The sequence below is a fragment of the Flavonifractor sp. DFI.6.63 genome, assembly GCF_024462255.1.
GTDB lineage: Bacteria > Bacillota > Clostridia > Oscillospirales > Oscillospiraceae > Lawsonibacter_A > Lawsonibacter_A hominis.
Window position 1 is genome coordinate 17,859 of the sequence record NZ_JANGBE010000001.1, and the last position, 26,527, is coordinate 44,385.

24 protein-coding genes and 1 pseudogene are annotated in these 26,527 nt (G+C 65.1%); 14 read left to right on the top strand and 11 right to left on the bottom strand.

Annotated features, from left to right (window positions below):
* Positions 1–39: 39 nt before the first annotated feature.
* The 8 genes from NE547_RS00095 (at position 40) to NE547_RS00130 (ending at position 10,190) form a co-directional block, all read left to right on the top strand.
* The gene (locus NE547_RS00095) at positions 40–2,121 is read left to right on the top strand and encodes a U32 family peptidase (RefSeq protein WP_256174436.1); all 2,082 of its coding nucleotides are present in this window, start codon (positions 40–42) and stop codon (positions 2,119–2,121) included.
* Between the two features lie 19 nt (positions 2,122–2,140).
* Entirely contained in the window at positions 2,141–2,578 is a 438-nt protein-coding gene (dut, locus tag NE547_RS00100; RefSeq protein WP_256174511.1) for a dUTP diphosphatase, read from the top strand.
* Between the two features lie 5 nt (positions 2,579–2,583).
* A complete protein-coding gene (locus NE547_RS00105; RefSeq protein WP_186908153.1) occupies positions 2,584–3,174 on the top strand; it encodes a nucleoside triphosphate pyrophosphatase in 591 nt (196 codons plus the stop codon).
* 22 nt (positions 3,175–3,196) lie between these two features.
* Positions 3,197–4,039 carry a rod shape-determining protein MreC gene (mreC, locus tag NE547_RS00110; RefSeq protein WP_256174437.1) on the top strand — a complete coding sequence of 281 codons (843 nt, stop codon included), beginning with the start codon at positions 3,197–3,199 and terminating at the stop codon, positions 4,037–4,039.
* Positions 4,040–4,350: 311 nt separating this feature from the next.
* Positions 4,351–4,863: a rod shape-determining protein MreD gene (mreD, locus tag NE547_RS00115; protein WP_186908155.1), complete on the top strand. Its 513-nt coding sequence runs from the start codon at positions 4,351–4,353 to the stop codon at positions 4,861–4,863.
* A 33-nt stretch (positions 4,864–4,896) separates the two neighbouring features.
* Complete coding sequence (locus tag NE547_RS00120; RefSeq protein ID WP_186908156.1) at positions 4,897–7,047, top strand: penicillin-binding transpeptidase domain-containing protein; 2,151 nt, start codon at positions 4,897–4,899, stop codon at positions 7,045–7,047.
* Between the two features lie 14 nt (positions 7,048–7,061).
* Positions 7,062–8,918, top strand: coding sequence for a glycoside hydrolase family 13 protein (locus tag NE547_RS00125; protein ID WP_186908157.1), 1,857 nt, complete (start codon positions 7,062–7,064; stop codon positions 8,916–8,918).
* Positions 8,919–9,041: 123 nt separating this feature from the next.
* A complete protein-coding gene (locus NE547_RS00130; RefSeq protein ID WP_256174438.1) occupies positions 9,042–10,190 on the top strand; it encodes an MFS transporter in 1,149 nt (382 codons plus the stop codon).
* 40 nt (positions 10,191–10,230) lie between these two features.
* Here the strand turns inward: NE547_RS00130 and NE547_RS00135 are convergent, their stop codons facing one another.
* The 3 genes from NE547_RS00135 to NE547_RS00145 form a co-directional block, all read right to left on the bottom strand.
* Entirely contained in the window at positions 10,231–10,497 is a 267-nt protein-coding gene (locus NE547_RS00135; protein ID WP_186908159.1) for a DUF3343 domain-containing protein, read from the bottom strand.
* Positions 10,497–11,087, bottom strand: coding sequence for a sulfurtransferase-like selenium metabolism protein YedF (gene yedF, locus NE547_RS00140; protein WP_186908193.1), 591 nt, complete (start codon positions 11,085–11,087; stop codon positions 10,497–10,499). Before yedF ends, NE547_RS00135 begins: the two co-directional genes overlap by 1 nt.
* 130 nt (positions 11,088–11,217) lie before the next feature.
* Positions 11,218–12,492 (bottom strand): MFS transporter, encoded by a 1,275-nt coding sequence (locus NE547_RS00145; protein WP_256174439.1) that lies wholly within the window; start codon positions 12,490–12,492, stop codon positions 11,218–11,220.
* A gap of 350 nt (positions 12,493–12,842) precedes the next feature.
* Here NE547_RS00145 and NE547_RS00150 point away from each other — a divergent pair, with 350 nt between their 5' ends.
* The 3 genes from NE547_RS00150 to NE547_RS00160 all read left to right on the top strand — a co-directional run bounded on the left by NE547_RS00150 (position 12,843) and on the right by NE547_RS00160 (position 17,068).
* Positions 12,843–13,730, top strand: coding sequence for a LysR family transcriptional regulator (locus NE547_RS00150; RefSeq protein ID WP_186908161.1), 888 nt, complete (start codon positions 12,843–12,845; stop codon positions 13,728–13,730).
* A gap of 166 nt (positions 13,731–13,896) precedes the next feature.
* Complete coding sequence (locus tag NE547_RS00155) at positions 13,897–15,711, top strand: FtsW/RodA/SpoVE family cell cycle protein (protein ID WP_370866804.1); 1,815 nt, start codon at positions 13,897–13,899, stop codon at positions 15,709–15,711.
* On the top strand, positions 15,698–17,068 hold the full coding sequence (locus NE547_RS00160) for a penicillin-binding transpeptidase domain-containing protein (protein ID WP_256174440.1): 1,371 nt from the start codon (positions 15,698–15,700) through the stop codon (positions 17,066–17,068). The genes NE547_RS00155 and NE547_RS00160 overlap by 14 nt, the downstream gene beginning before the upstream one ends.
* Positions 17,069–17,165: 97 nt before the next feature.
* Here the strand turns inward: NE547_RS00160 and NE547_RS00165 are convergent, their stop codons facing one another.
* The 5 genes and pseudogenes from NE547_RS00165 to NE547_RS00180 all read right to left on the bottom strand — a co-directional run bounded on the left by NE547_RS00165 (position 17,166) and on the right by NE547_RS00180 (position 19,317).
* Positions 17,166–17,603, bottom strand: coding sequence for a S1 RNA-binding domain-containing protein (locus NE547_RS00165; RefSeq protein ID WP_256174441.1), 438 nt, complete (start codon positions 17,601–17,603; stop codon positions 17,166–17,168).
* A 44-nt stretch (positions 17,604–17,647) separates the two neighbouring features.
* Positions 17,648–17,923, bottom strand: a complete 276-nt coding sequence (locus NE547_RS00170; protein ID WP_186908164.1) for a septum formation initiator family protein — start codon at positions 17,921–17,923, stop codon at positions 17,648–17,650.
* Between the two features lie 232 nt (positions 17,924–18,155).
* A pseudogene (gene yabQ / locus NE547_RS18495) lies at positions 18,156–18,416 on the bottom strand (spore cortex biosynthesis protein YabQ); the annotation flags it as partial.
* A gap of 1 nt (position 18,417) precedes the next feature.
* A complete protein-coding gene (yabP, locus tag NE547_RS00175; RefSeq protein ID WP_186908165.1) occupies positions 18,418–18,708 on the bottom strand; it encodes a sporulation protein YabP in 291 nt (96 codons plus the stop codon).
* Between the two features lie 63 nt (positions 18,709–18,771).
* Positions 18,772–19,317, bottom strand: a complete 546-nt coding sequence (locus NE547_RS00180; protein ID WP_243204794.1) for a biotin transporter BioY — start codon at positions 19,315–19,317, stop codon at positions 18,772–18,774.
* Between the two features lie 131 nt (positions 19,318–19,448).
* Between NE547_RS00180 and NE547_RS00185 the strand changes: the two genes are divergently transcribed.
* Both NE547_RS00185 and NE547_RS00190 read left to right on the top strand, forming a co-directional pair.
* Positions 19,449–20,435: a biotin--[acetyl-CoA-carboxylase] ligase gene (locus NE547_RS00185; RefSeq protein WP_186908167.1), complete on the top strand. Its 987-nt coding sequence runs from the start codon at positions 19,449–19,451 to the stop codon at positions 20,433–20,435.
* Positions 20,436–20,706: 271 nt separating this feature from the next.
* The gene (locus tag NE547_RS00190) at positions 20,707–21,750 is read left to right on the top strand and encodes a PTS transporter subunit IIC (RefSeq protein WP_186908168.1); all 1,044 of its coding nucleotides are present in this window, start codon (positions 20,707–20,709) and stop codon (positions 21,748–21,750) included.
* A 90-nt stretch (positions 21,751–21,840) separates the two neighbouring features.
* Here NE547_RS00190 and lepB read toward each other — a convergent pair whose 3' ends face one another.
* Positions 21,841–22,392, bottom strand: coding sequence for a signal peptidase I (lepB, locus tag NE547_RS00195; protein ID WP_186908169.1), 552 nt, complete (start codon positions 22,390–22,392; stop codon positions 21,841–21,843).
* Between the two features lie 250 nt (positions 22,393–22,642).
* Positions 22,643–24,190 carry a ribonuclease Y gene (gene rny, locus NE547_RS00200; RefSeq protein ID WP_186908170.1) on the bottom strand — a complete coding sequence of 516 codons (1,548 nt, stop codon included), beginning with the start codon at positions 24,188–24,190 and terminating at the stop codon, positions 22,643–22,645.
* Positions 24,191–24,505: 315 nt separating this feature from the next.
* On the opposite strand from rny, the gene NE547_RS00205 reads away from it, so the two are divergent.
* Positions 24,506–25,423 (top strand): DDE-type integrase/transposase/recombinase, encoded by a 918-nt coding sequence (locus tag NE547_RS00205; protein WP_256174443.1) that lies wholly within the window; start codon positions 24,506–24,508, stop codon positions 25,421–25,423.
* 79 nt (positions 25,424–25,502) lie between these two features.
* On the opposite strand, the gene NE547_RS00210 is transcribed toward NE547_RS00205, so the two are convergent.
* Positions 25,503–26,342: a cell wall hydrolase gene (locus NE547_RS00210; RefSeq protein ID WP_186908172.1), complete on the bottom strand. Its 840-nt coding sequence runs from the start codon at positions 26,340–26,342 to the stop codon at positions 25,503–25,505.
* Between the last annotated feature and the right edge of the window lie 185 nt (positions 26,343–26,527).

A 26,527-nucleotide genomic window follows, 5' to 3' on the forward strand; every position in this document is an offset into this window, starting at 1 on the left:
CTTACCAAATCCGGAAATTCGATCACCCCGGAGGTCCTTATGTTAGAGCTGCTTTCTCCTGCCGGTTCCATGGAGGCGGTGGCCGCGGCCGTGCAGAACGGCGCGGACGCCGTCTATCTGGGATATGGGGATTTTAACGCCCGCCGCAATGCAAAGAATTTCTCCCGGGAGGAATTTGCGGCGGCGGTTTCTTATTGCCATCTGCGGGGCGCCAAGGTCTATCTGACGTTGAACACCCTGCTCACCGACCGGGAGCTGCCCGAAGCCGCCAAATACGCCGCAGACGCCTCGGCCATCGGGGCGGACGCGGTGCTGGTACAGGATCTGGGCGTGCTGCGGATGCTGCGGCAGGTATCCCCCGATCTGCCCCTCCACGCCTCCACCCAGATGACGCTGCACAATCTGGACGGCGTCAAGCAGGCCGCTGATCTGGGGCTTCAGCGGGCGGTGCTCGCCCGGGAGCTGTCCCGGGACCAGATCGCCTACATCTGTGAGCGCTCCCCCATCGAAATCGAGGTCTTCGCCCACGGGGCCCTGTGCATGTGCTACTCGGGGCAGTGCTTTCTGTCCTCCGTCATCGGGGGACGCAGCGGCAATCGGGGCCTTTGCGCCCAGCCCTGCCGTCTGAAGTACGGCTGGGCGGAGCGGGCCGACGCCTATCCGCTCTCCCTGAAGGACCTGTCCTTGGCGGGGCACCTCCAGGAACTGCGCAAGATGGGGGTGGCCTGCGTCAAGCTGGAGGGGCGCATGAAGCGCCCGGAGTACGTGGCCATTGTCACCGGCATCTACGCCGCCGCCATCCGGGAGAACCGGGAGCCCACGGCAGAGGAGCTGGCCCAGCTGGAGGCCGCATTCTCCCGGCAGGGCTTTACCCAGGGATACTATCTGGACCGGCAGGGCCCGGAGATGTTTGGCGTGCGGGAGGAAGCGGGCAAGGAGCCCCGCGAGCTGTTTGCCCGGGCCCGTAATACCTACCAGAGCGGAGAGGCCGCCCGGGTCCCCGTGACCTTCTACGCTCTGATCCGTCCCGGCGAGCCCGCCCGGGTCGGGGTGGAGGACCCCCAGGGCCGGGTGGCCACCGCCGAAGGCAGCGTGCCTGAGGCCGCCCATACCCGCGCCCTGGACGCCCCGACGGTGGAGAAGCAGCTCTCCCGCACCGGGGGCACCCCCTACCGCTGCGAGAAGGTCCGCGCCCTGGTCGAACCGGGCCTGTCCCTCCCCCTGGCATCCCTGAACGCCCTGCGCCGGGAGGCTCTGGACGCCTTGAGCGGGCAGCGCTGCCAGCCGCCACGCCGGCGGGGCGGGACCTATCATGCCGGGGCCCGGTATGAAAACCGGAAGGACCCCCCCGTGCTCACGCTCTCCCTGCGGTACGCCGAACAGCTCACCGCGGAGCTGCTCTCCCTCTCGCCCGCGCTGGTCTACCTCCCGTTGGACGAGCTGTGCGCCCATCCGGACAAGGCCGCCGGGACTCCAAACACCCGCATCGGCGTCACCCTGCCCCGGGTGGCCTGGGACCGGGAGTGGCCGCAGCTGCTGGAACAGCTGCGCAGGGCCCGCGCGCTGGGCGTGGAGGACGCCCTGGCGGGGAACCTGGGCATGCTCTCCTGCGTCAAAGAACTGGGCTTCACCCTCCGGGGGGATTTTGGCCTGGAGGTGTACAACTCCCAGGCGCTCAAGCAGCTCAAACGGCTGGGGCTCCGGTCCGCCGCCGTCTCCTTTGAGCTGAAGCTGGCCCAGATCCGGGATATCTCCAAGTGCATGGACATAGAGATGATAACCTACGGGCGGCTGCCCCTGATGATCCTGGAAAACTGCATCATTCAAACCCGCGCCGGGCACTGCGGCTGTGAAAACCCCAATGTGCTTACCGACCGGAGGGGGGCCCGTTTCCCGGTGATCCAGGCCCCCGGCTGCCGCAATGAGCTTTTGAATTCCCAAAAGCTTTTCCTGGCGGACAAGGCCGCCGACTACCGCCGCATCGGCCTGTGGGCCCAGCGGCTGCTGTTTACCACGGAAAACCCCAAAGAGTGCGTGCAGGTGACCCGGCGGTATTTGGAAAACGACCGCTGGGCCCCCGCCGAATATACCAGAGGCCTCTATTACCGGGACGTAGAATAAGGAGAACGCCAATATGCAGATGAAGCTTTTTGTCCAGCGGCTGGACCCCCGTGCGCCGCTGCCCGCCTGCCAGACCCCCGGTTCCGCCGCCATGGACCTGGCCGCCCTGCTGGACGCGCCGGTGACCATCGCCCCCCGCGCCCTGGTGAACATCCCCACGGGGCTTGCCATCGCGCTGCCCGACGCGGGCTGGGTGGCGCTGGTCTTCGCCCGCTCGGGCCTGGGCATCAAGCACGGGATCGCCCTGTCCAACGGAGTGGGGGTCATCGACAGCGATTATCGGGGAGAGCTCCGGGTGGGGCTGACCAACCTGTCTGACACGCCCTATACGGTCCAGCCCGGCGACCGGGTGGCCCAGCTCATGGTGGTGCCCGTAGCCCGGGCCTGCGTGCTGGAGCTTGACGAGCTGCCCGCCACCCAGCGGGGCGCGGGCGGCTTCGGCTCCACGGGGAAGTGAGGCGCATGGGCATCGTTTTGGCCTCCCGGTCCCCCCGCCGGCGCCAGCTGCTGGAGCAGATGGGCCTGCGGGACTTCCGCATCGTCTGCTCCGACGCGGATGAGACGGCGTCCCCCGGCCTGACGCCCCCGGCGCTGGTGGAAGCGCTTTCCGCCCGAAAGGCCGCAGCCGTGCAGCACGCGGCGGCGGCCGGGGACCTGATCATCGCCGCCGACACTGTGGTGGCCCTGGACGGCCGGGTCCTGGGCAAGCCCGCCGACGGGCCGGACGCATTTGCCATGCTTTCCGCCCTCTCCGGCCGGCGCCACCAGGTCTACACCGGCCTGACCGTGGTATGCGGCGCGCAGCGTCTGACCGAGCACGAGGTCACGGCCGTGACCTTTCGGAGCCTGTCCAGCGCGGAGATCTGCGCCTACATTGCGACCGGCGAGCCCATGGACAAGGCGGGCGCCTATGGAATCCAGGGGCGGGGCGCCCTGTTTGTGGAGGGGATCGAGGGGGATTATTACAACGTGATGGGCCTGCCGGTGTGCCGTCTGGGGCGCATCCTGGCCCGGCTGGGCGTGGACTGCGCCCGGCTTTGGAGCGAGCTGTGACCGTTGAGAGGGAGGGCGACACGTGAAAGACTTTTTCCGGCACAATGGGGTCCTCATCCTCATTGCCGCCGTCCTGCTGGCGCTGGTGACGGCGGTGGTCTCCATGCTGCTGGGAGGGACGGCGGACCCGCTGTCCAATCTGGTGGGGATCGTCACCACCCCGGTACGCAACGGCATCAGCGCCCTGGCCGGCTGGACGGAGGAACAATACGCCGACGCCTTTGAGCGGGAACAGCTCAAAAGTGAAAACGCAGAGCTCAAGCTCCGCGTGGCCGAGCTGGAGGAACAGGCCCGGGCCGCGGAAGCCGCCCTCCAGGAAAACGAGCGGCTGCGCAGCCTGCTGGACCTGCGGCCCAGCCAGCGGGAGTTCGATCTGGAATCGGCCACCGTCACCGCCCGTTCCACCTCCAACTGGGAGTCCACGCTCACCATCAGCAAGGGCAGCTCCTCGGGCCTGGAAGCCGACGACTGTGTCGTGGACGAATATTGGAACCTGGTCGGCATCGTCCTTGAGGTGGGGGAGAACTGGGCCCGTGTGGCCACCGTGGCGGATTCCGGCCTGGAGCTGGGCGGACAGCTGGCCCGCACCGGCGGGGCGGCCATCCTGGAGGGCGACTTTGCCCTGATGGGGGAGGGCAAGCTCAAGCTGAGCTACCTGCCGGAGAATGCGGAGCTCATCGCCGGGGATCTGGTGACCACCTCCGGGCGGGGGGGCGTATACCCCGCCGGGCTGGCGGTGGGCCATGTGGAGGAGGTCCATACCGAGGCCAGCGGCATGACGCGCTATGCCGTCATCGTACCGGAGACCGATCTGGACGGGCTCAAGCAGGTCTTCGTGATCAAAGAATTTACCATCGTGGAGTGACGTCGCAAGCGGTCGAAAAAGGTGCTTCGCACCTTTTTCGAGGAGGATCACACGCAAGGCGGACCTCGATTTCTTGCGGAAAAGTCGGCCCGCCTTGCGTGTGAAGTGTCATTTCCGAGGCGCATGTCCCCGGAAATGACGGATTTTGATTTTATTCCGCCGCCTGCCTGCGCCCGCAGGCGCGTTTCGGAGCGCAACCGCCCCATCGGGGCGGGTCTTAGCGCGGAGATGGCGACGGAACTCTGCGAGGCTTTCCTGCGGGAGGGTTTTTCGACAAGCTAATCGGGAAGGCAGCGGGAAGGAGGGCGTTTATGACCCGCAGCGATTTTATGATAAAATGGGGCGTGTATGCCCTGGCCATCCTGCCTATTTGGTTTCTGGAGGTCTACGTGCTCAACCGCCTGCCGGTGCTGGGGGTGACGCCCATGCTGATGCCCCTGGCCGCCGTGGCCGCTGCCGTGCTGGAGGGCGCCACCGGAGGCGCCGGCTACGGGCTGTTCGTGGGGATCCTGTGCGACGCGGCCTATCACGGCACCAACGGCGCCATGACCCTGGGGCTCTGCCTACTGGGCATGGCGGCGGGCGCCCTGGCCCAGTACGCCCTGCGGCAGAATCTGGTAGGCTGCCTGCTGTGCTCCTTGGGGGCGCTGCTGTGCATCGACGCCGTCCGGGTAGCGGTCCATCTGCTGCGGGGAAGCGCCTCGCTGGGCGCGCTGCTGCGGGTGGCCGTACCGGAAGCGCTTTGGTCCATGGTGTTCGTTTTCCCGGTCTACGCCCTGTACCTGTGGGTATTCCACCGGGTCCCCAAACGCACCGTGCTGTAGCGGGGGGACTTTGCTGCCTGGAGGTGAGCGCACTTGGAAGGAAAACAATTTCAAAGACGGGCGCTGTTCACCGCGGCGCTTCTGGCGTTGCTGGTGGCGGCCTTCGCGGCGGTGCTGTGGAACCTGCAGGTGACCAATCTGGACTACTACCGGGGCCTGTCCACCCGCAAGATCGCCAACCGGGAGACGGTGGAGGCCGCCCGGGGGGAGATGCGGGACCGCTACGGCCGGGTCCTGGTGACCAACCGTGCCGTCTACCAGGTGACGCTGGATCTCTCCCGGATGGGCGAGGAGGCGCAGCGCAACGCCAACCTGCTCGCCCTGCTGGAGATCTGCCGGGAACAGAAGGTGGAGTGGAGCGATACGCTCCCCATCTCCGAAAGCGGCCCCTTTTCCTACACCAGCGACACCGCGCTGTCCTATCGCGCCGCCGACAGCAGCGCAGCGGAGACGGTGGTGCGCACCAGCTTGGGCAAGCTGGTGGACGCCCTGCCGCTGCAAAGCCGCGGCTTTCTTCCCGCAGGGGAGACCGACCCCTCGGCGGCGGCGCTGATGCAGGCCCTGCGGGGCTACTTTGAAGTGGACGAGAGCCTCTCCGACGGGGAAGCCCGCGCCCTCATCGGCGTGCTCTACGAAATCAACCTCCGGCAAAAAAACATTGATTACAGCGATTACATTTTTGCCCAGGACGTGGATATCGACTTCATCTCCACCGTTAAAGAGCACGGCCTGACCGGCGTGCAGATCGAGGCCGCCACCGTCCGGGAATATGCCACCTCCCACGCCGCCCACCTGCTGGGCCGGGTGGGCCCCATCTACGCCGACACCTGGGCCTACTATAAAGAACTGGGCTACAACATGAACGACACGGTAGGGATCGACGGGGCGGAGAGCGCCTTCGAGCCCTACCTGCGCGGGGAGGCCGGCGTGCGGGAGCAGGAGCTCTCCACCAGCGGCAAGGTGGTCAGCGAAAGCTGGTACACTGATCCGCTGACCGGGGAGACCCATGAGCCGGAGCCGGGCGACAACGTGCTGCTCACCCTGGATGTGAAGCTCCAGGCCAAGGCGGAGCAGGTCCTGGCGGATACCATCAGCAGCCTGGAATCCGCAGATACCGGCGGCGGCGCCGTCGTCATTCAGGACGTGTCCGACGGCGGCGTGCTCACCATGGCCTCCTACCCCACCTACGACCTGGCTACCGTATATTCCGACCAGGCCCTTTACGCCCAGGTCAGCAGCGACCCGCTGGAGCCTTTTTACAACCGGGCCTCCATGGGCCTGTACTCCCCCGGCTCCACCTTCAAGCCTCTGGTGGGCATTGCCGCTTTGGAGGAAGGGGTGACCACCCCCTCCGAAACGATCCGGGACACCGGCCGCTTTACCCTGCCGGAGGAGGAGAAATACCCCTACGGCGACTTTCACCCTCAATGCTGGATCTACCGCCAGTATGGCGGCACCCACGGACAGGAGAACCTGGCCGACGCTCTGCGGGACTCCTGCAACATCTATTTCTACACCATCGGCCACCGGCTGGGCATCGAACGCATCGACCTGTACGCCAAGATGTTCGGGCTGGGGGAGAAGACGGGCTTTGAGCTGTCCGAAAGCAAGGGCCGGGTGGCCGGCCCCGCGACCAGCGAGGCTCTGAATATGACCTGGTACGGCGGCAACCTGCTCAACGTTGCCATCGGCCAGGACAACACCGCCTGCACCCCGCTCCAGCTGACCAACTATATCGCCACCCTGGTCAACGGCGGCAACCACTACGCCACCCATCTGCTGCGCGCCGTCAAGTCCAGCGATTACAGCCAGACCGTGCTGGAGTATGAGCCCCAGCTGCTGGACACCCTGGAGCTGGACGCGGACAACGTGGAAGCGGTGAAGCTGGGGATGTGGAAGGTGGCAAACGACGCCAAGAGCAGCGTGAGCCGCTATTTTGCGGGCCTTCCGGTGGAGGTGGGCGCCAAGACCGGCTCCGCCCAGGTGGCCTCCAATGTAGAGGCAGACGCCGTGTTTGTCTGCTTCGCCCCCTATGACGACCCTCAGATCGCCATGACCATCGTGGTGGAGGGCGGCGCGTCCGGCAGCAATCTGGCCCAGGCCGCCGCCGAGATCTTGGATTACTACTTCAGCGCCGAGGACACTCTGGAGTCCGTGGACCCGGAGAACACGCTCCTGCGCTGACAAGGAATGATTGGATGACGGATACCCTTCTCTTCGATCCCCGGGACGAGCGGTATAAATCTCCCTACGGGGCGGTCAGCGCCGGAACCGTGGTGCATTTCGCGCTCCGGCCGGAGCGCGCTCAGGCTTTTTCCCGGGCGGTGCTCACCGCCCGGTTTGAAAGCCGGGCCAATGAGCTGGTGCGCATCTTTCTGCCCTGGAGCGGCCGGGACGGCGAACGGGACGTGTTCGCGGGCTCCCTGCCCACGGGGGATTATGTGGGTCTGATCTTCTACTCCTTCCGCCTGGAGGGGCTGGACGGCCGGACCCGGACGCTGGGGGAATACCAGCTGACGGTGTATGACGGCTGCGAGCAGGTGCCCGCCTGGTTTGGAGAGGGGACCTGTTATCAGATCTTTCCCGACCGCTTCCGCCGCAGCCGCATCCCCGACCCCGGCGGCATGGTGGGCGGCCGGAGCGTCCATGCCGCCTGGCAGGAGGAGCCGGAATACCGCCCCGACGCCCGGGGCGAGGTGCGCAACCGGGACTTCTTCGGCGGAGACCTGAAGGGCGTGCTGGAGCAGCTGCCCTACCTCCAGTCCCTGGGCGTGGAGACCCTGTATTTCAACCCCATTTTCGAGGCGGCGGAAAACCACCGCTACGGCACCGCCGATTATGAGCACGTAGACCCCATGCTGGGCTGTGACGCGGATTTTTCCGCTCTGTGCCGGGCTGCCCACGCCAGGGGGATGCGGGTCATTCTGGACGGTGTGTTCAACCACACCGGCTTTGTCAGCCGCTATTTCAACGGCGACGGCTTCTACCCCCAGCCGGGGGCGGCCCAGTCCCGGCAGAGTCCCTATTACCCCTGGTTCCACTTCCAGCACTGGCCCGACCGGTTCGACTCCTGGTGGGGCATCTATACCCTGCCCGCCGTCAACGAAGGGGAGGACTCCTACCGGGACTATATCATCCGGGGGGAACACAGCATTGTGCGCCGCTGGCTGCAGGCCGGGGCGGACGGCTGGCGGCTGGACGTGGCCGACGAGCTGCCCGACGACTTCATCCGCGAGCTCCATCAGGCCGTCCGGGCGGCCGACCCCAACGCCGTGGTCATTGGGGAGGTGTGGGAGGACGGCTCCACCAAGATCGCCTATGGGGTCCGCCGCAGACATATCTTGGGCGGACACTGCGACGGGCTGATGAACTACCCCTTCCGCAACGGCCTGATCTCCTTCCTGCTGGGCGCGGACGCGGCCTGCTTCCGGGATGCCATGGAGACCCTGCGGGAGAACTATCCCCCCTTCGCCTTTGCCTCCGCGATGAACTTTCTGGGCACCCACGACACCCCCCGCATCCTCACCCTGCTGGGCGTGGGCTCCGACTGCCGGGAGAACACCAAGGCCTGGCGGGCCGACTTCCGCATGGACGCCGGCCAGCGCGCCCTGGCCCTGGCCCGGCTGCGTCTGGGGGCCCTGGTGCTGTTCGCGTTTCCCGGCGCCCCCACGATCTATTACGGGGACGAGGCCGGGATGGAGGGCTTCGAAGACCCCTTCAACCGCCGCACCTTCCCCTGGGGCGCGGAGGACAAGGCCCTGACCGCCTGGTACGCCGCGCTGGGGCAGGCCCGAAAGTCCCTTCTCCCCCTGCGCCGGGGGGACCTGCGCTGGCTGCGGGCCGAGGGGCGGGTGCTGGCCTTCTCCCGGACCTGGGAAGGGGAGACGGTGATCGCTGCCGTCAACGCCGGGGACGCTCCGGAGCAGCTGCCCCTGGACGGCGCCTTCCGGGACCGGATGAGCGGGGAGCGCTTTACGGATACGGTTCCCCTGCCCCCCCTGACCGGCCGCCTGCTGACGGGGGAGCGTTGCAAATCCGCCTCCGGCGTGGTATAATGTCCTCATCTTACACAAAAGGAGCACGATATGCGCTGTCCGAACTGAGGTTCTTCTGAATCCGACGCTCCGCCCCGCCCATGGAGCGGACGCGAAGCTTGTTTCAATTCAGGAGGAACGATTATGATTCGGAATCAGCGCAATATTGCGCTCCTTTTTGCTGTTCTTTTTTTGCAGGGCATGGTCTTTTACAGTCCTGTGGCCACCCTTTACCGGCAGGAGAGCGGTCTGGATCTGGTACAGATCGGAGGGATCGAAAGCTTCTCCCTGGCGTTGATGCTCCTTCTGGAACTGCCCTGGGGGTGGCTGGCCGACCGGCTGGGGCACCGGCGCACCATCGTACTGTGCGCGTTCGTCTTCGCCGCATCCAAGGTAGTCTTCTGGCGCGCGGAGACCTTCGCGGCCTTTCTGGCGGAGCGGGCGCTGCTGGCAGTCAGCCTGTCCGGCCTGTCCGGATGCGACAGCGCCTTCCTGTTCGCCTGCTGCCGGGACGACGGGCACCGCAGGGCCTACGCCCTGAGCCAGGCAGTGCAGACGCTGGGGGTGCTGGCGGCCTCTCTGTCCTGGCCCCTTTGGGGCGGAACTTACCGCCTGGCCGCCCTGCTCACGGTCGGCTCCTACACGGCCGCCGCCCTGCTCACCCTGGGCCTGGCCGAGCCGGAGGGGGAGCGGGCCGCCCAGACCCGGACGGCGGAGCCCCTGTCCTTTGCCCAGGCGGCCCGGCGCACCCTGGCCCTCGCCCCGGTGCTGCTGGCCTTCTGCCTGGCGGAAGAGACCGGCCAGAGCGTCACCGTCTTTCTCAGCCCGCTCCTCTATACACGCGCGGGCATCCCCCAGCAGTGGTTCGGCGCCCTCCACGCCGCCATGACGGCGGCGGGCCTGCTGGGGGGCCTCTCCCATCGGATGTCCCGCCGTCTGGGGCAGCGGAGGGCGGCGGCGGCCCTCCTGACCGCGGGAACGGCGGCCTGCCTGCTGCCGGTCCTGTCTCCCGCCCCCGCCGCCGCCGTGCTGGGGGTCACGGCCCTGCGGGCCGTACAGTCCCTGCTGACGCCCCTGTCCCTGTCGATCCAGAACGAGCGCGCCCACCCGACGGGGCGGGCCGCCCAGCTCTCCTGCAACGCCATGCTCATGGACGTGGGGAGCATGTGTCTCTACCCCGCCTTCGGGGCGCTGGCCGACCAGGGCGTGGAACGGGCGCTGCTGCTGGGCGCAGCCTGCTGCGCCGCCGCTCTGGTGCTGTTCCGGGCAGGCGCAGGCCAGTCCGCATCCTGAAGCCCGCGGCCGCGCTCCCAGTCTCCCCGGCACGACGGGACTAACCGCCGGGCAGGAGCCGAACCGACCGCGCATCCCCCTGCCCCGAAACCGCGTAAAAGGCGTACTCCTCCGGCTTCAGCCCGCAGGCGGCCAGCGCGCCGCGCACCCGCTCCAGTGCCTCAGGCGGGAGGCGCAGGGCGATGCCGCAGCCCTGGGACACCTCCCGCAGCACGGGCATGACCTGGACCGCGGCGACCTCCGCTCCCGCACGCTGGGCCAGCAGGGCGGCATAGGTGGAGGAAAATGCGGCCATAACGTAGTCCATCAGAGGGTGACCACCTTGGCGGAGCGGGCCATGCAGGACACGATATCATACATATTGCTCACCGTGCCCGCCTTCAACTGATCGGCCAGGCCGTAGAAGTTCAGGCACGTGCCGCATACCAGCACCTTTACCCCCCGCTCCTGCAGAGCGTTCAGGTGCTCCGCCACCTGGGCGTCCAGGGTGGGCAGCTTTACCCCCGCATTCATAAAAAGGATCGTTCCGGGCAGCTCGTCTCCCTGGGTGAGGGTATAAAAGAACATGCGCATCAGGCTGCTCCCCAGTTCCCGGTCCCCGTCGCCGATGCAGTCCCGGCCTGCGAAGACCGTCCAATCCCCGGCGGCGGCGTGTTGGGAAGGGCTTGCCGCCTGCGCCGTCGGCGTGCCGGAGGCGGCAAACGTCACGGCAAACCCTTCCCCGTCCCCTACGGGATGTGCCTGATAGCCCCTGCTTTCCGCCAGACGCTTCAGGTTTTCCACGGCGGCGGCGTTGTCCACCCGGACGGTAAAGGCCGTCTCGCCGGCAGCGATGGCCTTCTGGGCCAGGACTACCGGGATGGGACAGTTTTTTCCTCTGGCGTCGATCATTTTCATATCCATGCATCTCCGTTCCGTATCTGCTTCTCCTCTCATTATAACCGCCGCATTCCCCCTGTCAAGCAAACGAAAGGGGCGCTGCCCGAATGGCAGCGCCCCTCAGAGGGTTTCGGCGGAAACAGCCCGTTTAGTTGCGGCCCACGAAGTCGTCCTTGGTGACGGCCATGACGACGGCGGCCACGACGGCCAGAACGGCCAGCACCGCGTAAGCGGTGGCGTAGGAGGAAGCCTCGCCGATGATGGCGACCAGGGAAACGCCGATGGCGCCGATGGCGGCCACGATGGGCTTGAGCACCTTGTAGGCCAGCGGGAAGTCATAGCGGCCCCAGACGGTGCTGGTGAAGGACACCAGATAGTTGGACGCGCCGCCCAGCATCAGGGCCAGGAAGGGGAGCGACAGGTAGATGCAGGCGCGGATGCCGGTCAGGTTGAGGATCAGGGAGACCACACCGATGCCGAAGGTGATGATGATGGCCCTCTTGGGACCCACCTTGGCATCCAGCACGCCGCACAGGGGGCTGCCGAAGCAGGCGGCGATCCCGGCGATGGCCAGCATGCCGATGATCTCACCGGGCTGGTAGCCAATGCTGGACAGGCGGGCGAAGAAGTTGGTCATGATGCCCAGGGACAGCAGCTCCATGACGCCCAGGGAGAAGCCGGCCATCCAGGTGCGCTTGTAGGAGAGCATTTTCCCAGGGGTCCAGGGAGAGGTCTTCATGTACTCCAGGCCGGCCTTGAGCTCCTGCTCCGCCTGCGCCTTGTCGAAGGAGCGGTCGTTGTCGGGGAAGGCGCCGGCCTGCTCGGGATAGTCCCGCACAAAGACGGCGCACAGCACGGCCAGCACCGTGCAGGCGACGCCGTAGAAGGTATAGACGGCGCGGGTGCCGCCCATGCCGACCAGGATGGAGGCCAGGGCCGTGGTGGTAGCGGCGGACAGGGGGAAGCCGATGGTGATCCAGCCCATGACCAGGCCCTTTTTCTTGGGGAACCAGTTGCCGATGACGTTTCCGTTGGCAATGTAGGCAAAGCCCATGCCGCCCACCATGGCCACGGACACGCAGACGAAGTACACCACGTAGTTGGCGGCGTAGCCCCAGGCGAAGCAGGCGATGGCGGTGATGGCCAGCGAGCAGGTCCAGGCAAAACGGGCGGACTTCTTGGCGCCGATATAGCCCCAGAGCACGCCGCCCGCCACGGCGATCCAGCCGCCCACGGTGGAGAACATGGACAACACCCCGTAGTTCATGCCGGTGGTGCCGGCGAACACCTCGCGGGTAACGTTCAGGGAATCGTTGATCAGAGAGCTGTCGATGAAGATGCACGCGAAGGAAAAGAGCATCAGCAGCCAGCCCTTGGCGCCAAAGTTGGCAGTGACCTTGGTGGTTTTATTTTGTGCGTTCAAACCAGATTCCTCCTTTTATTCGTAGACCTCCGGGCGGCTTCTTCCCACACCGCCCGTAAACGCCTGTATTTTATCGCAGGCGGCGGCAGACGTAAAATACCGATTCCGTATGGCTCCCATACGGAAAACGCTTGACCGGCTGTGCGGGCCCCCTCTTCCCCCTCGTTTTGCGCCACCCGGACGGCTTTTTTGTGTAAAAGGGCAAAATGGGGCCCCGGGATTTCAGCAATGCGCCGATTCTATAACGAAAAAAGCATAGCTGCCATTCCGATTTTACATAGAAAGCCATGACACCCCCCGAAAAATCTGCTATACTGAAGCAAACAACGCAGGAGACGAGGTGTGTACGGATGAACTTGGAACAGATCGAGAGCTTTCTGGTCCTGGCACAGCGGCTCAATTTTACGCAGGCGGCGAACGACCTGTTCATGGCGCAGCCTGCCCTGAGCCGGCTGATCGCGGCCCTGGAAAAGGAGCTGGAGGTCCAGCTCTTTCACCGCAATTCCCGGGGGGTGTCCCTCACCCCGGCGGGGGAGGCGTTCCTGCGGGAGTGCCCCGCCATTCTGGACGGCTACCGCCGCAGCGTCAGCGCCGCCCAGCTGGCCCAGAAGGGGTACGCGGGCACGCTCACCCTGGGCATCCTGCGGGATGCGTTTCATCCCGAGGCGGTGGACATCTATCAGGCCATGGAGCGGCGCTATCCCGAGGTACGCCTGCTCCTGCGGGAATACAGCCACTCCCAGCTGATCCGGCGCTTTTTGGACGGGGAGCTGGACGCCATTTTCAACTTCGGCTCCGAGGCGATGCCGCCGGAGGTGGAGAGCCTGGTGCTGCGCCGGGACCACCAGTGCGTGGTGGTCCCGCCCCACTCGCCCCTGGCCCTGGAGCGCAGCCTGCGGATGGAGGATCTGAAGGGGGAAAAGTTTATCGCCATGGCCCGCTCCGCCTCCCAGCCCGGACACGACTTTCTCTGGCGGATCACGGCGGAAGCCGGCTTCGTGCCGGAGATCGTGGCGGAGGTGGGCCATGTGCCCACCCTGCTGATGCTGGTGGCCTGCGGCCTGGGGATCAGTACCCTGACCAACGACTTCGAGTATCTGACCCGCGGCCGGGTGACCTTTGTCCCCCTGGTGGGCGTGCCGCTGTCCAGCCACAGCCTGAGCTGGCGGCGGGGCAGCGCCAATCCGTCCCTGCCCCTTTTGGTGGATACGGTGCGGGACTTCCTGGCGAAAAAATGAAGATTTCGTAAAAAAAGCGGAAGCCGGACGGCTTCCGCTTTTTTATCCACCGTATCTGTGTTATAATCAAACAACTTTCAGAGAAGCAAACCGGTTTTGGGAAGCCCGCGGCGTTTTATGCGGTAAACGGCCGCTTTGCACCGCTCAGGGAAAGGAGGGGGTCCGGATGGAAGCGCTGTTTGCCCTGCCCCAGCAGTGGATGGACGCGCTGACCGGTTGGCTGGCGGCCAACCCGCAGCTGTGCGGCTGGTTTACGTCCATCGTACGCTTTGTGTTCCCGGTACTGGCTCTGCTGATCCTTATCCGCTCCATCCGTTCCCTGCTGACGGTGCCCCATCTGCCGGAGGTGTGGGCCTACCTGACCCTGCCCAACGGGTCGGGGGAGCCCCTGACCCACTGGGAAAACATCCTGGGCCGGGGCGGCGCCTGCGACGTGGTGCTGAATTATCCGGTGGTCTCCCGCCAGCACGCCGCCCTGATCCGCCGCGAGGACGACACCTGGACGGTCCACGACCTGGGCTCCACCGGCGGCGTCACCGTCAACGGCGCGGCGGTGGAGGGCAGCGCCCCGGTGGCCTACGGAGACGTTCTGGGCCTGGGCGGGGTGGAGACCGTGCTGCTGCCCGTGTCTCCGGAGGAAAAGGCCCAGCGCCGCCACCGCCGCCGTGCTGCCAAGCCCGCCTCTCCCTGGCTGGGGCTGGTGCTGCTGACGGTGTTTCAGGTGCTGTGCGCGCTGCAGCTGATCCTCTCCGCCGGGGCGCAGGCCACGCTCAACCTTCCCGGCGCCTTTCTCTGCCTCTCGCTGGTGATGTGGCTCTACTTTCTCACCATGCGCCTGCTGCGGCGGGTGGGGTTCGAGATGGAGACCATCGCGTTCTTCCTGTCCACCCTGTCCCTGGCCATCACCGCCTCCTCCGCGCCGTCGGCGCTGTTCAAGCAATTTCTCGCCCTGCTGCTGGGCCTGGTCCTCTTCCTGATACTGGGCGTTTTTCTGCGGGATCTGGAGCGGGCCAAGCACATCCGCTGGCTCATGGCCGCCGCCGCGATCGGCCTGGTATCCGTCACCCTGGTGCTGGGATCCGCCCCTCAGTACGGCGCGGCCAACTGGATCCGGCTGGGCGCGCTCTCCCTCCAGCCCTCGGAGCTGGCCAAGATCTGCTACATCTTTGCCGGCTCGGCCACGCTGGAGCGGCTCTTCCGCAAGCGGAACCTGGGCCTGTTCATCGTCCTGACCGGCGTGTGCCTGGGCTGTCTGGCCCTGATGAGCGATTTCGGCACCGCCGCCATCTTTTTCGTAACCTTCCTGGTCATCGCCTATCTCCGCTCCGGTGATTTCGCCACCCTGTCCCTGATCACGGGCGGCGGCGTGTTCGCCGTGCTCACCATGCTCTCCCTCAAGCCCTATATCCTCCGGCGCTTTGCCACCTGGGGCCACGCCTGGGAGAACGCCTCCGCCGGGGGCTACCAGCAGACCCGCGCCATGTCGGCCGCCGCCTCCGGCGGTCTGGTGGGGGTGGGGCCCGGGGAGGGCTGGCTCCACCGGGTGGCCGCCGCGGATACCGATCTGGTCTTCGGTATGCTCTGTGAGGAGTGGGGCCTGATCATCGCGGCGCTGGCGGTGCTCTCCGTGTTCACACTGGCGGTCTTCGCCGTGCGCGCCTGCCGGGCGGGTCGGAGCAGCTTTTACACCATCGCCGCCTGCGCCGCCACCTCCATGATGGTCTTTCAAACCTGCCTGAACGTGTTCGGTGCGGTGGACCTGCTGCCCCTCACCGGGGTCACGTTTCCCTTCGTGTCCAACGGCGGATCGTCCATGCTGGCTTCCTGGGGCCTGCTGGCCTTTCTGAAAGCCACCGACACCCGCCAGAACGCCAGCTTTGCCATCCGCCTGCCTTCCCGGCGGGAGGACCGCCGGGGTGCGGCGCTGGCCCCCCGGGACACGGAGGGCTGGGAACAGGAGGCGGATGATGAAGAAGATTGAACGCCGGGCCCTGTTGTGCCTGCTCCTGGCCGCCGCCCTGATCGCGGGGCTGGCGCTGTATGTGGGGCGCTGGGCGCTGAACGGCGGGCGCTGGGCCTCCTACGCCGCCAACCGGCATCTGTTCAACTCCAGCGGGGAGCTGGCCGTGGGCCGGGTGCTGGACCGGGACGGCGACGTGCTCTCCTGGGTGGACGGCGCCGGGCGGCGCGCCTACTACGAAAACGCCACGGTACGGAAAGCCACCCTCCATGCAGTGGGGGACCGGGGCGGCAACATCGGCACCGGCGCCCTGACCGCCTTTGCCGACCGGCTTTCGGGCTACAACCTGCTCACCGGAGCCTACTCCCCCCTGGGCCGGGGCAACGACCTGTACCTGACCCTGGACGCCCGGCTCAACTACATCGCCTATCAGGCGCTGGGCGGGCGCAAGGGGGCCGTGGGCGTGTACAACTATCAGACGGGGGAAGTCCTGTGCATGGTCTCCGCCCCCTCCTTCGATCCCCTGGATCCCCCGGAGCATGTGGAGGACGATCCCGCCTACGACGGAGTCTATCTCAACCGCTTCCTGTCCGGTACGTTTGTGCCCGGCTCGGTGTATAAGACCATTACTCTGGCCGCGGCCATTGAGAACATTCCCGATCTCTTCACGCGCACCTGGACCTGTACCGGCTCCACCGACGTGGCGGGTGAGGCCGTCACCTGTCCTCACGCGCACGGGGAGCTGGATATCTACGCAGCGCTCTCCAGCTCCTGCAACGGAGTGTTCGCCCTTCTGGCCGCCGAGCTGGGGGACGCGGTGCTGGAGGCTTACACCCGGCAGGCGGGCCTGACGGCGCGCTATTCCGTCAGCGGCCTGAATACCGCCGCCGGGAGCTTTGCCTTCAGCGGCCTTTCGCAGGGGGCGCTGGGCTGGGCCGGCGTGGGGCAGGGGGACGACCTGGTCAACCCCTGCGCGCTGATGGTCTACATGGGAGCCATCGCAAACGGGGGAAGCGCGGCGGCGCCCCAGCTCGTCCTCAAGACGGAAAACGCCCTGGGACTGCCCTCCGGCTTCTACCGCAGAAAGAGCACCGGCACCCTGGTCGCCCCAGCCACAGCGGCCACCCTGGCCGAGATGATGCACCGCAACGTGACCGAGACCTATGGGGCCGGCCGCTTCCCCAATATGGACGTGTGCGCCAAGAGCGGTACGGCGGAAGTGGGTGGCGGCAGCCCCCACGCCTGGTTCGCCGGATTCCTGCGGGGGACGGATACGCCCTACGCCTTTGTGGTGCTGGTGGAAAACGGCGGCTCCGGCGCGGATACGGCGGGCTCCGTAGCCGCCCAGGTGCTGGACGCGCTGGTCAACGGGTATTGACCCTTTCCCGGCCGGCTCCGCTTGCCCTCAAAAACGGGACCAACCCGAAGGTTGGTCCCGTTTCTCGTTTTCGGTCTGTGCCGCCGGGAAAGGGCGTTTACTTGCGCCCGCCCCTGCGGGAATTGCGCCGCTCCGCCTGGCGCAGCTCGGACAGCTTGCTGTCTGAAGAGGCCATGAACTGCTTGAGCCGGTCCTCAAAGGTGGCCGGCTCCGCCGGAGCGCTCTTGCCGCGGAAGCCGCCGCCGCTCTGGCCCGCCGGGCGGCCCATGGGGCGGCCCTGACCCGCCGGACGGGGCGGGGGATCCATTGCCTTTTTGATGGAGAGGTTGATGCGGCCGTTTTCGTCGATGCCGATGACCTTGACTTTGACCTGCTCCCCTTCCTTAAGATGATCCTTTACATCATTTACGTAGGAGTAGGCGATCTCAGAGATATGCACCAAACCCGACCTGCCCTCCGGCAGGGCGACGAAAGCGCCGAACTTTGTGATGCCTGTGACCTTCCCCTCTACAACCGAACCAACACCGAACTCCATCTGACAGACATATCCTCCTTATCAATCTGCGCGGGGTAAACGCACTAATTGGTGAAATAGAAGACATACTCGCCCGGCTCCACCAGCCCCAGCTTGCTGCGGGCGATATCAGCCTGCCGCTGGGGGTCGCCGCTGTTTTCCACGGCGTCTGCCAAGTCGGCGTTGACCTGCTTCTGGGCGGCTACCTCTGCCTGGGCCTGCGTCAGGTCGGACTGAGCCTGCTGAATCTGCCCCCGCAGGTTCAACAGGGCGCTTGCCACGCCGATAAGCAGGGCCAGGACCACCAGCTTGGTCAGGATGGACGCTTTTTTGGTTTTCATGGCCCTTCCCTCCTGCCGCCGCGTCGGCATTTTGCCGGTGCGCTTCTTCCATTTCCCTAGATATCAGCTTTATTTTATACCACTTGCGCCGATAATGGAAGGTTTTTTTTGCTCTTTTTCCGATTTTTTTGCATAGACGTCCTGCGGCCACAACCGGTAGTATGGCCAGGCGCCACAACACCCCCAGAAAATCCGCCAGCAGGTAGCCCAGCTTGAGGGCCCAGCGGCTGAGCAGCAAGAAGTAGACCGTAGCGCCCCCCAACACGCCCAAGACCAGGTAGATGCGCACCGCCCCGTCTCCGGCGGCGACGGCATAGACGAACAGGGCCGCGGTGACCGCCAGCCAGAACACCAAATCCAGCAGGGCGCCCAGCAGCTTCAGGGGGATGCGGACGCGGAGGATGCGGAAAAAGTCGTACAGCAGCCCCACCGCCGCTCCCAGCAGCAGCGCTCCGGCCAGCAGGGCAGCCTGGGCGGAGACCGAGATCTCCATCTCAGCGGAACAGGCGGGCCAGCAGGCCCCCGGCCTTTTCCCGGCCGGAATCCTCGTACGTCAGGGAATCGATGTCCCCCTCCACCTTCAGGTCTCCCCCGTCCAGGCTCAGCTTTTCGATGTGCAGCCCCTGGCCCCGGACGATCAGGGTGCCCCGGCTGGTGTACATGACGATGGTATTCTCGTCGAAGCTCTCCACTTCCTCCACGCCGGAGACGGAAAGCTGCTCCCGCTCTTCCAAAACGATGTGATGGGCCGCCTCGGCCCGGGTCCTGTTCTCCTCATACGGCATTCGGATGACCCCGCCTTTCCCGTTATGATCTCATTGATGTATATGGGACAGGGGGGCAGGATATTACGCCTGCTGCCGGGGCAGGGCGCGGAGCAGCGGCTTTGCCAGCAGCGCGGCGGCCGCGATCTTCACCGCGTCGCCGGGCAGGTAAACCAGCATGCCCGCCCAAAGCACGGCGGACAGGGACATGCCCCGGCCCAGGTAGCCGTTGAAAATAAGGTACATGTAGGGGATGCCCACCAGGTAAAGCACGCCGTCCCCCGCCGCGCAGGCCAGCGCCGTCCGCCAGGGCCGCGTTCCGTCTCCCGCCAGCTTTCCCATGACCCAGGCCGCCGGAATAAGCCCCAGCAGAAAGCCGAAGCTGGGCTGAAACACATATCCCGGACCGCCGCCCTGGGTAAACACCGGCAGGCCCGCCAATCCCAGCGCCACGTAAACGATCTGGGACAGGGCGCCCCACCTGGGCCCCAACAGCAGGGCCGCCATGGCGGTAAAGAAAAACTGCAGGGTGATGGACATGGCCCCTGCCGGAAGGCGCAGGAAGGCGCCTACGGCGGTCAGCGCGGCAAACAGGGCGCACAGGATCAGCATACGGGTATGGTTCCTCATTTTTATCCCTCCATTGTAAACCTTTTTTATATTTTAGTTTACATTTCGTCAATTGTAAACTGTCACTTCCGATAAGTTGACAGGACCCGGTTTCTCTGATACGATACAAAAAAACGAAAGGAGGCGGCGCTGTGCTGCGGGATCAGGTGCTGGCGCTGCTGAAGGCGGGGGATGCTCCCTGCTCCGGCGAGGGAATGAGCCGAACGCTGGGGGTAAGCCGGGCGGCGGTGTGGAAGGCCGTGGAGGCGCTGCGGCAGGAGGGCTACGTCATTTCCTCCGCGCCCCACCGCGGCTACCGGCTGGAGGACTCTCCGGACCTGCTCTCGCCCGGGGAACTGGCCGGGGCGCTGGCCGGCCGGACCGTGGGGGCGGCGCTGCTCTGTCTGGACACGGTAGATTCCACCAACAATGAGCTCAAGCGCCGCGCCGACACCGCCCCCGACGGCCTGGCGGTGCTGGCCCAGGAACAGACCGGGGGCCGGGGGCGGCTGGGCCGCTCGTTCGTCTCTCCCGCCGGAAAGGGGCTCTACCTCTCCGTGCTGCTGCGGCCCCAATGCGTGCTGGCCGACGCGGGGATGCTCACGGCCTGGACGGCGGTGGCGGTCTGCCGGGCGCTGGAACGCTGCTGCGGCGTCCGCGCCGGGATCAAGTGGCCCAACGACATCGTGCTGGAGGGCAGAAAGCTCTGCGGCATCCTCACGGAACTGGAGCTGGAGGCAGAGACCGCCGCCCTGCGGCATGTGATCGTGGGCGTGGGGATCAACGTGAGCCAGGACGCGGCCGACTTCGGCCCGGAGGTGGCCCCGGTCGCCATCTCCCTGGCCCAGGCCCTGGGGCAGGCCCCCCGCCGCTCCCAACTGGCGGCAGAGGTGCTCTCCGCCCTGGATGACCTGTACCGGGCCTTTCCGGCGCAAAAGGCGGACTACCTGGCGCGCTACCGCGCGCTGTGCGTGACGGCGGGGCGAGCGGTCCGGGTACTGCGTCCCGGCCAGGTCCGCACGGGGACCGCCGAAGCAGTGAACGAGGATTTTGCGCTGCTGGTCCGCTGGGACAACGGGGAGCAAGAGGCGCTTTCCTCCGGCGAGGTCTCCGTCCGGGGCCTTTTGGGCTATGAATAGGGCCGGAAGGACTTGAGGCATCACCGCACAATTCCCCACGCACGTCTTGGCGGCCAATTTGCCCCACAAATGCGTTGCAAAACCTTGCAATACAAAAAGTATTCCTGCGGTTTCGCGCCTTTTTGCGGCACAAATTTTCGCGCCGATCCGCACGTGTTGAATGATGCGGTAATGCCTTGACATTTTTGATCCGTTCGCTATAATAGGACAATATATGTGTCTTGACACATATATTGTCCTATTGACTTCAGATCGGAAATGAGGGATCGCCATGGGAACCTGGAAGTCTTTTCTGCAGCGAAAAAATGTGGTCGTCTCCGCCAGGCGGTACGGCGTGGATGCTCTGGGGGCGATGGCGCAGGGCCTGTTTGCGTCCCTGCTCATCGGCACCATTTTGGATACCCTGGGCGGCCAGCTGGGGGCCGTCTGGCTGGTGGAGATCGGCGCGTTTGCCAAGGCGGTGTCCGGTCCGGCCATGGCCATCTCCATCGGCTTTGCCCTTCAGGCCCCGCCGCTGGTGCTCTTTTCGCTGGCGGCGGTAGGCTGGGCGGCCAATGCGCTGGGGGGCGCCGGTGGGCCGCTGGCCGTGCTGGCGGTGAGCGTAACGGCCTGCGAGCTGGGAAAGCTGGTCTCCAAGGAGACGCCGGTGGACATCCTCGTCACCCCCCTGGTCACCATCCTCTCAGGCGCGGGTCTTTCCATGCTCATCGCCGCCCCCATCGGCGCGCTCGCCCTTGCCCTGGGGCAGCTCATCATGTGGGCCACCGAGCTGCAGCCGTTCCTGATGGGGATCGTCGTATCGGTGCTGGTGGGCATTTTTCTTACCCTGCCCATCTCCTCCGCCGCCATCTGCCACGCCCTGAGCCTCACCGGCCTGGCGGGGGGCGCCGCCGTGGCGGGGTGCTGCGCCCAGATGGTGGGCTTTGCGGTCCTCTCCTTTCGGGAAAACCGCTGGGGCGGCCTGGTGAGTCAGGGACTGGGCACCTCCATGCTCCAGATGGGCAATATCGTCCGCAATCCCCGCATCTGGCTGCCCGCCATTCTGACCTCCGCCGTGACCGGCCCCATCGCCACCTGCCTTTTCCATCTGGAGATGAACGGCCCCGCCATTTCCTCGGGCATGGGGACCTGCGGTCTGGTAGGCCAGATCGGCGTCTACTCCGGCTGGGTGGCCGGCGGGCGGGCGATCACCCTGCTTGACTGGGCGGGACTGCTCCTGATCAGCGTTCTTCTGCCCGCCGTGGTCTGCTGGGGCTTCGGCCTGTTGTTCCGAAAGATCGGCTGGATCCGCGAGGGGGACCTGACGCTGAACTGACTGCGGTCCCTTTGGAACCCCCGGCCGTTTCTCCATTTCAGTTGCAAAGCGCCTGCGCCGGTGGACCTAAGGTCCACCGGCGCAGGCGTTTCAATCAATCGTTCCAAAATCCCGGAAGGGGAAGAACACCAGCTCCGCCTTGCCCAGCACATAGCGCTCGTCCACCGTGCCAAGGGTCACGTCCCGGCTGTCGTTGGAGCCGTTGCGGTTGTCCCCCATGACAAAGAGGGAACCCTCCGGTACCGTAACGCAGGCGCTGTTTTCATACCAGGGCTCCCGCATGGCCTCCTTGAGGTAGGGCTCGTCCAGCGCCTGTCCATCCACATAGACCGCTCCGGCGTCATAGTCGATCTCCACCGTCTGCCCGCCGACAGCCACTACCCGCTTGACGATGGGTCCGTCGGCGGCGTCAAATTTCTTGGTAAGCACGATCACATCCCCGGCCTCCGGCGCATAGCCGATGCTGCGCACCAGCATCAGATCCCCGTGCCGGAGGGTCGGCTCCATGGAGTGGCCGTCCACCGGGGTAATGCGCCCCAGAAAGGTAAACACCAGCACGATGGCCACCAGCGCCCAGATCAGCACCTGGAGCCACTCGTAGCCCTCCTGTGCAACGCTGCCCTGCTTTTGTTCTGCCGCCATGGCGGTCCTCCTTTGCTGTTCGGAAAAACAGGCGCCCCGGTGCTTACCAGGGCGCCTGCTGCGGTTTTGGGCGGTTCTGCGCCGCCGCCCGGTCCCGGGCGCCGCGCGCTTCCGGATCACGCTCCGGCCTGCTCACGGCCGGGAAGATCCGTCCTGCGGCTCCGGCCGCAAACAGGCGGCGTTTCGCGCCCCCTCGGCGTGCGCTCATCCGCTCCGGTCTTATCTGCCCTGTTCACAGCCTGCGTGCTTCTTATTTCGCGTACTCGATGACCTTGGTCTCCCGGATCATGTTGACCTTGATCTGGCCGGGGTACTCCAGCTCTTCCTCGATCTTCTTGGCAATGTCCCGGGCCAGGAGCACCATCTGATCCTCGCTGACCTTGTCGGGGGCCACCATGATGCGGACCTCCCGGCCGGCCTGGATGGCGAAGGACTTCTCCACGCCGGGGAAGGAGGAGGTGACCTCCTCCAGCTTCTCCAGGCGCTTGATATAGTTTTCCAGGTTCTCTCTCCGTGCGCCGGGGCGGGCGGCGGAGATCGCGTCGGCCGCCTGGACCAGGCAGGCCACGATGGTGCGGGGCTCCACATCGTTGTGGTGGGCCTCGATGGCATGGACGATGTCCTCGTTCTCCCGGTACTTCCGGGCCAGCTCCACGCCGATCTGCACGTGGGAGCCTTCCACCTCATGGTCGATGGACTTGCCCAGGTCGTGGAGCAGGCCCGCCCGCTTGGCGGCGGTCACGTCGGCCCCGATCTCGGCGGCCAGCAGGCCGGCCAGATGGGAGACCTCGATGGAGTGGTTGAGCACATTCTGGCCGTAGCTGGTGCGGTAGCGCTGGCGTCCCAGCAGCTTCACGAGCTCCGGGTGCAGGCCGTGGACGTTGGTCTCAAACACGGCGCGCTCGCCCTCGGCCTTGATGGTGGCGTCCACCTCCCGCTTTGCCTTCTCCACCATCTCCTCGATGCGGGCGGGATGGATGCGTCCGTCCTGGATCAGCTTCTCCAGGGCGATGCGGGCGATCTCCCGGCGGACCGGGTCGAAGCAGGAGACGGTAATGGCCTCCGGCGTGTCGTCAATGATCAGGTCCACGCCGGTCATGGTCTCCAGCGTGCGGATGTTGCGGCCCTCGCGGCCGATGATGCGGCCCTTCATCTCGTCATTGGGCAGGGGTACCACAGAGACGGTGGCTTCCGCCACGTGATCGGCGGCGCAGCGCTGGATGGCGAGGGACAGGATCTCCCGGGCCTTGGTGTCGGCCTCTTCTTTGAACTGGGCCTCGATCTCCCGCACCTTCATGGCGGACTCGTGCGTCACGTCGTCGGCCAGCTGGCGGATCAGGTAGTTCTTGGCCTCCTCGGCGGTAAAGCCGGAGATGCGCTCCAGCACCTCCATCTGCGTCTTCTTGAGGGTGGCGACCTCTTCCCGGGCGGTCTCCAGCTCGGCCAGCTTGTTTTGCAGGGTCTCTTCCTTTTTTTCGATGTTGTCGGTCTTGCGGTCCAGGGTCTCTTCCTTCTGCTGGAGCCTGCGCTCCTGCTTCTGCAGGTCGGCCCGGCGTTCCTTGACCTCCCGCTCGTACTCGTTGCGGGCCTGCAGGATCTCCTCCTTGGCCTCTACCAGCGCCTCCCGCTTCTTGCTCTCGGCGCTCTTGATGGATTCGTTGATGATGCGCTTGGCCTCTTCCTCCGCGCTGGAGATCTCTTTTTCTGCGACCTTCTTACGGTATTGGACGCCAACCACAAAAAACAGGACAGCCGCGACCACGAAGCAAATCACGCCCGTCAGGATATACGGCAGCATGAGTTGGGAATACACCTCCGTTTTCAGATTTTCTTTTATCGTAGGATCGTAATCAAATGATGCACGCGGATCGGAACGGCTCGTCCATCCGCACAAAATTTGAAGCGCTTACCCCTCGCGCTTCAAAATATTACACCAAATCTATTTTAAGTCGCCGATGCTTTCCTGTCAAGAAGATTCGCGTACGGAAGAATACAAAAGGTGTAAGAGTACAATACATATTGGACAGTCGAATAAAAAGGATGAAGGAAATGGCCTCATCGGATAAAGTTGAGTTACCACACAACAACTTGATGAGAGGGGGCCATATCCTTCATGAGCAAGCGTATAGCACAAGACATGGCGTATCGGCAATCCCTGATGAAATACGCGGAGAACTACGGGGTCAGCCGCGCCAGCCGGAAGTACAACAAGAGCCGGTCGTACATCTGCTTCTGGAAGACCCGCTGGGATGGAACAGCAGTCTCTTTAGCCTGCCGATCCCGGCGGCCCCATAGTCATCCAAACCAACACACCCAGGCAGAACTGAAGCTGATCCGGGATATGCGCCGCCGTAATCCCGAACTGGGCATGGTGGAACTGTGGCACCGTCTGCGGCTCAGAGGCTACACCCGCTGTCCAGAGAGCCTGTTCCGGGTCATGCGCAAGCTGGGGCAGGCCGAGAAGAAACCAGTCTACAAGCCAAAGCCCTATGAGCAGATAACGTATCCAGGGCAACGGGTACCGGTAGATGTGAAGGTAGTCCCACGTTGTTGTATCGCCAACCCGGAACTGCGTTTGTACCAGTACACCGCCATTGACGAGTTCACACGTCTGCGCTTTCTGGCTGCCTACCCGGAGCAGTCCACTTATTCCTCTGCCGATTTCCTGAAAAAGTTGCGGAAGTGGTATGCCTGCCGAGGCATCCGGGTGGAGTGTGTCCAGACAGGCAATGGTTTTGAGTTCACCAACCGCTTTTCCAACAGCAAGCGGCACCTACCCACCCTGTTTGAAGCTGCCGCCGCTAAACCAGGCATCCGGCACAAACTCATCCGTCCTTATACACCCCGCCACAACGGCAAGGCGGAACGCAGCCACCGGGAGGATCAGAAACGGTTTTACTCCTGCCACAACTTTTACTCGCTGGATGACTTCGCCAAACAACTTGCTGTCCACAACCGCCGCTCCATCAACTTCCCCATGAGGCCCCTTCACTGGCTTTCTCCTATTGACTTCACCGTCCAATATGTTTGACAAACCTACATTTGGACATTTCCGCGGCGGAAGCAAAAAACAGCGCCCGGCCTTAGGCCGGGCGCTGAGCGTGCTTTCGTCATCCGTAGAAGGCATGGCCGCCGATGACCGCCACGCAGGTCTTGTTGCGGGAGGCCCAGCAGCTTTTGCCCACGCCGTTGAACCAATAGGCGTTGGGCACGACCACGGCGCCCTCCAGGCAGAGCTTGGCGGCGGCGACGCTTTCGGCGTTGGGGGTCTTCTCCATGCAGCCGGTCTTTTCCGGGTAGAACTGGCCCGGCTGATAGACCACGTCGTACAGCGTACCGGGGAAGGAGGGGTGGGCCACCCGGTTGAGCAGCACGTTCCCCACGGCGATCCGGCCCTCCATAGGCTGGTTTCCGCTCTCGTTGTAGATGATGTGGGAGAGCAGAAAGACGGCGTCGGCATCGTAAAATTCCGCGCCGGAGACCGGAAGCACGGCCCCGGCGGTGGAGATCTGGATCGCTCCGTCCCAGGTCAGCGCGGCGCCCAGGGCCTGGGCCAGCGTGCGGGCCGGGACCAGCGTACATACGGCACCGCCGTTTTCGTCATAGCCGACCTGCACGCCGCCGGCGATGTAAAGATACCGGCCGTTGACACACAGGTACAGGTCGCCTGGCTTGGCGGTCAGTTCCAGTCCCTCGTCCCGGAGCACCGCGCGGCCGTTCTCCCAGCTCGCCGTCACAGTGGGACGGATCACCTGGGCCAGGGCGGGCAGGGATACATAGGTCACATGCTCGATGACGGCGGTGTAGGCGTGCTCGTAGAGCGCGCCGTCGACGTAGATCTGGGGTACGGATGGCTCTGCGGAGGCGGCTTCCCCGGCGGCCAGAGCCGGGCCGGAAACGCCGGCCAGGGCGGCCAGGCAGAGCAGCAGAGCCAAAAGCTGTTTGCGCATGGGAATCACTCCTTACGGCAGACAGTTGTTTCCAACCGATATTTTTTGTTACTATATTGTAATCTATTTGGAAACAAAATGCAACCCCCGGGCGTAAAGCCGCCTTTTTCCCCTGATTGTACGGGGATTACCCCCGAATCATGGCCCGCAAGTCGAAAACACGCTTGCCCGCACGGCGGCGGTCG

What these genes read in the sequence shown, in the direction of transcription:
- NE547_RS00205 (WP_256174443.1), top strand. Translation starts at nt 24,506, where the DNA reads ATGAGCAAGCGTATAGCACAAGACATGGCGTATCGGCAATCCCTGATG.
- NE547_RS00150 (WP_186908161.1), top strand. Translation starts at nt 12,843, where the DNA reads ATGAACTTGGAACAGATCGAGAGCTTTCTGGTCCTGGCACAGCGGCTC.
- lepB (WP_186908169.1), bottom strand. Translation starts at nt 22,392, where the DNA reads ATGGCGGCAGAACAAAAGCAGGGCAGCGTTGCACAGGAGGGCTACGAG.
- dut (WP_256174511.1), top strand. Translation starts at nt 2,141, where the DNA reads ATGAAGCTTTTTGTCCAGCGGCTGGACCCCCGTGCGCCGCTGCCCGCC.
- NE547_RS00095 (WP_256174436.1), top strand. Translation starts at nt 40, where the DNA reads ATGTTAGAGCTGCTTTCTCCTGCCGGTTCCATGGAGGCGGTGGCCGCG.
- NE547_RS00160 (WP_256174440.1), top strand. Translation starts at nt 15,698, where the DNA reads ATGAAGAAGATTGAACGCCGGGCCCTGTTGTGCCTGCTCCTGGCCGCC.
- NE547_RS00135 (WP_186908159.1), bottom strand. Translation starts at nt 10,497, where the DNA reads ATGGACTACGTTATGGCCGCATTTTCCTCCACCTATGCCGCCCTGCTG.
- yedF (WP_186908193.1), bottom strand. Translation starts at nt 11,087, where the DNA reads ATGAAAATGATCGACGCCAGAGGAAAAAACTGTCCCATCCCGGTAGTC.
- NE547_RS00170 (WP_186908164.1), bottom strand. Translation starts at nt 17,923, where the DNA reads ATGAAAACCAAAAAAGCGTCCATCCTGACCAAGCTGGTGGTCCTGGCC.
- NE547_RS00210 (WP_186908172.1), bottom strand. Translation starts at nt 26,342, where the DNA reads ATGCGCAAACAGCTTTTGGCTCTGCTGCTCTGCCTGGCCGCCCTGGCC.
- NE547_RS00180 (WP_243204794.1), bottom strand. Translation starts at nt 19,317, where the DNA reads ATGAGGAACCATACCCGTATGCTGATCCTGTGCGCCCTGTTTGCCGCG.
- NE547_RS00155 (WP_370866804.1), top strand. Translation starts at nt 13,897, where the DNA reads ATGGAAGCGCTGTTTGCCCTGCCCCAGCAGTGGATGGACGCGCTGACC.
- NE547_RS00105 (WP_186908153.1), top strand. Translation starts at nt 2,584, where the DNA reads ATGGGCATCGTTTTGGCCTCCCGGTCCCCCCGCCGGCGCCAGCTGCTG.
- mreD (WP_186908155.1), top strand. Translation starts at nt 4,351, where the DNA reads ATGACCCGCAGCGATTTTATGATAAAATGGGGCGTGTATGCCCTGGCC.
- NE547_RS00190 (WP_186908168.1), top strand. Translation starts at nt 20,707, where the DNA reads ATGGGAACCTGGAAGTCTTTTCTGCAGCGAAAAAATGTGGTCGTCTCC.
- NE547_RS00165 (WP_256174441.1), bottom strand. Translation starts at nt 17,603, where the DNA reads ATGGAGTTCGGTGTTGGTTCGGTTGTAGAGGGGAAGGTCACAGGCATC.
- rny (WP_186908170.1), bottom strand. Translation starts at nt 24,190, where the DNA reads ATGCTGCCGTATATCCTGACGGGCGTGATTTGCTTCGTGGTCGCGGCT.
- NE547_RS00130 (WP_256174438.1), top strand. Translation starts at nt 9,042, where the DNA reads ATGATTCGGAATCAGCGCAATATTGCGCTCCTTTTTGCTGTTCTTTTT.
- yabP (WP_186908165.1), bottom strand. Translation starts at nt 18,708, where the DNA reads ATGCCGTATGAGGAGAACAGGACCCGGGCCGAGGCGGCCCATCACATC.
- NE547_RS00125 (WP_186908157.1), top strand. Translation starts at nt 7,062, where the DNA reads ATGACGGATACCCTTCTCTTCGATCCCCGGGACGAGCGGTATAAATCT.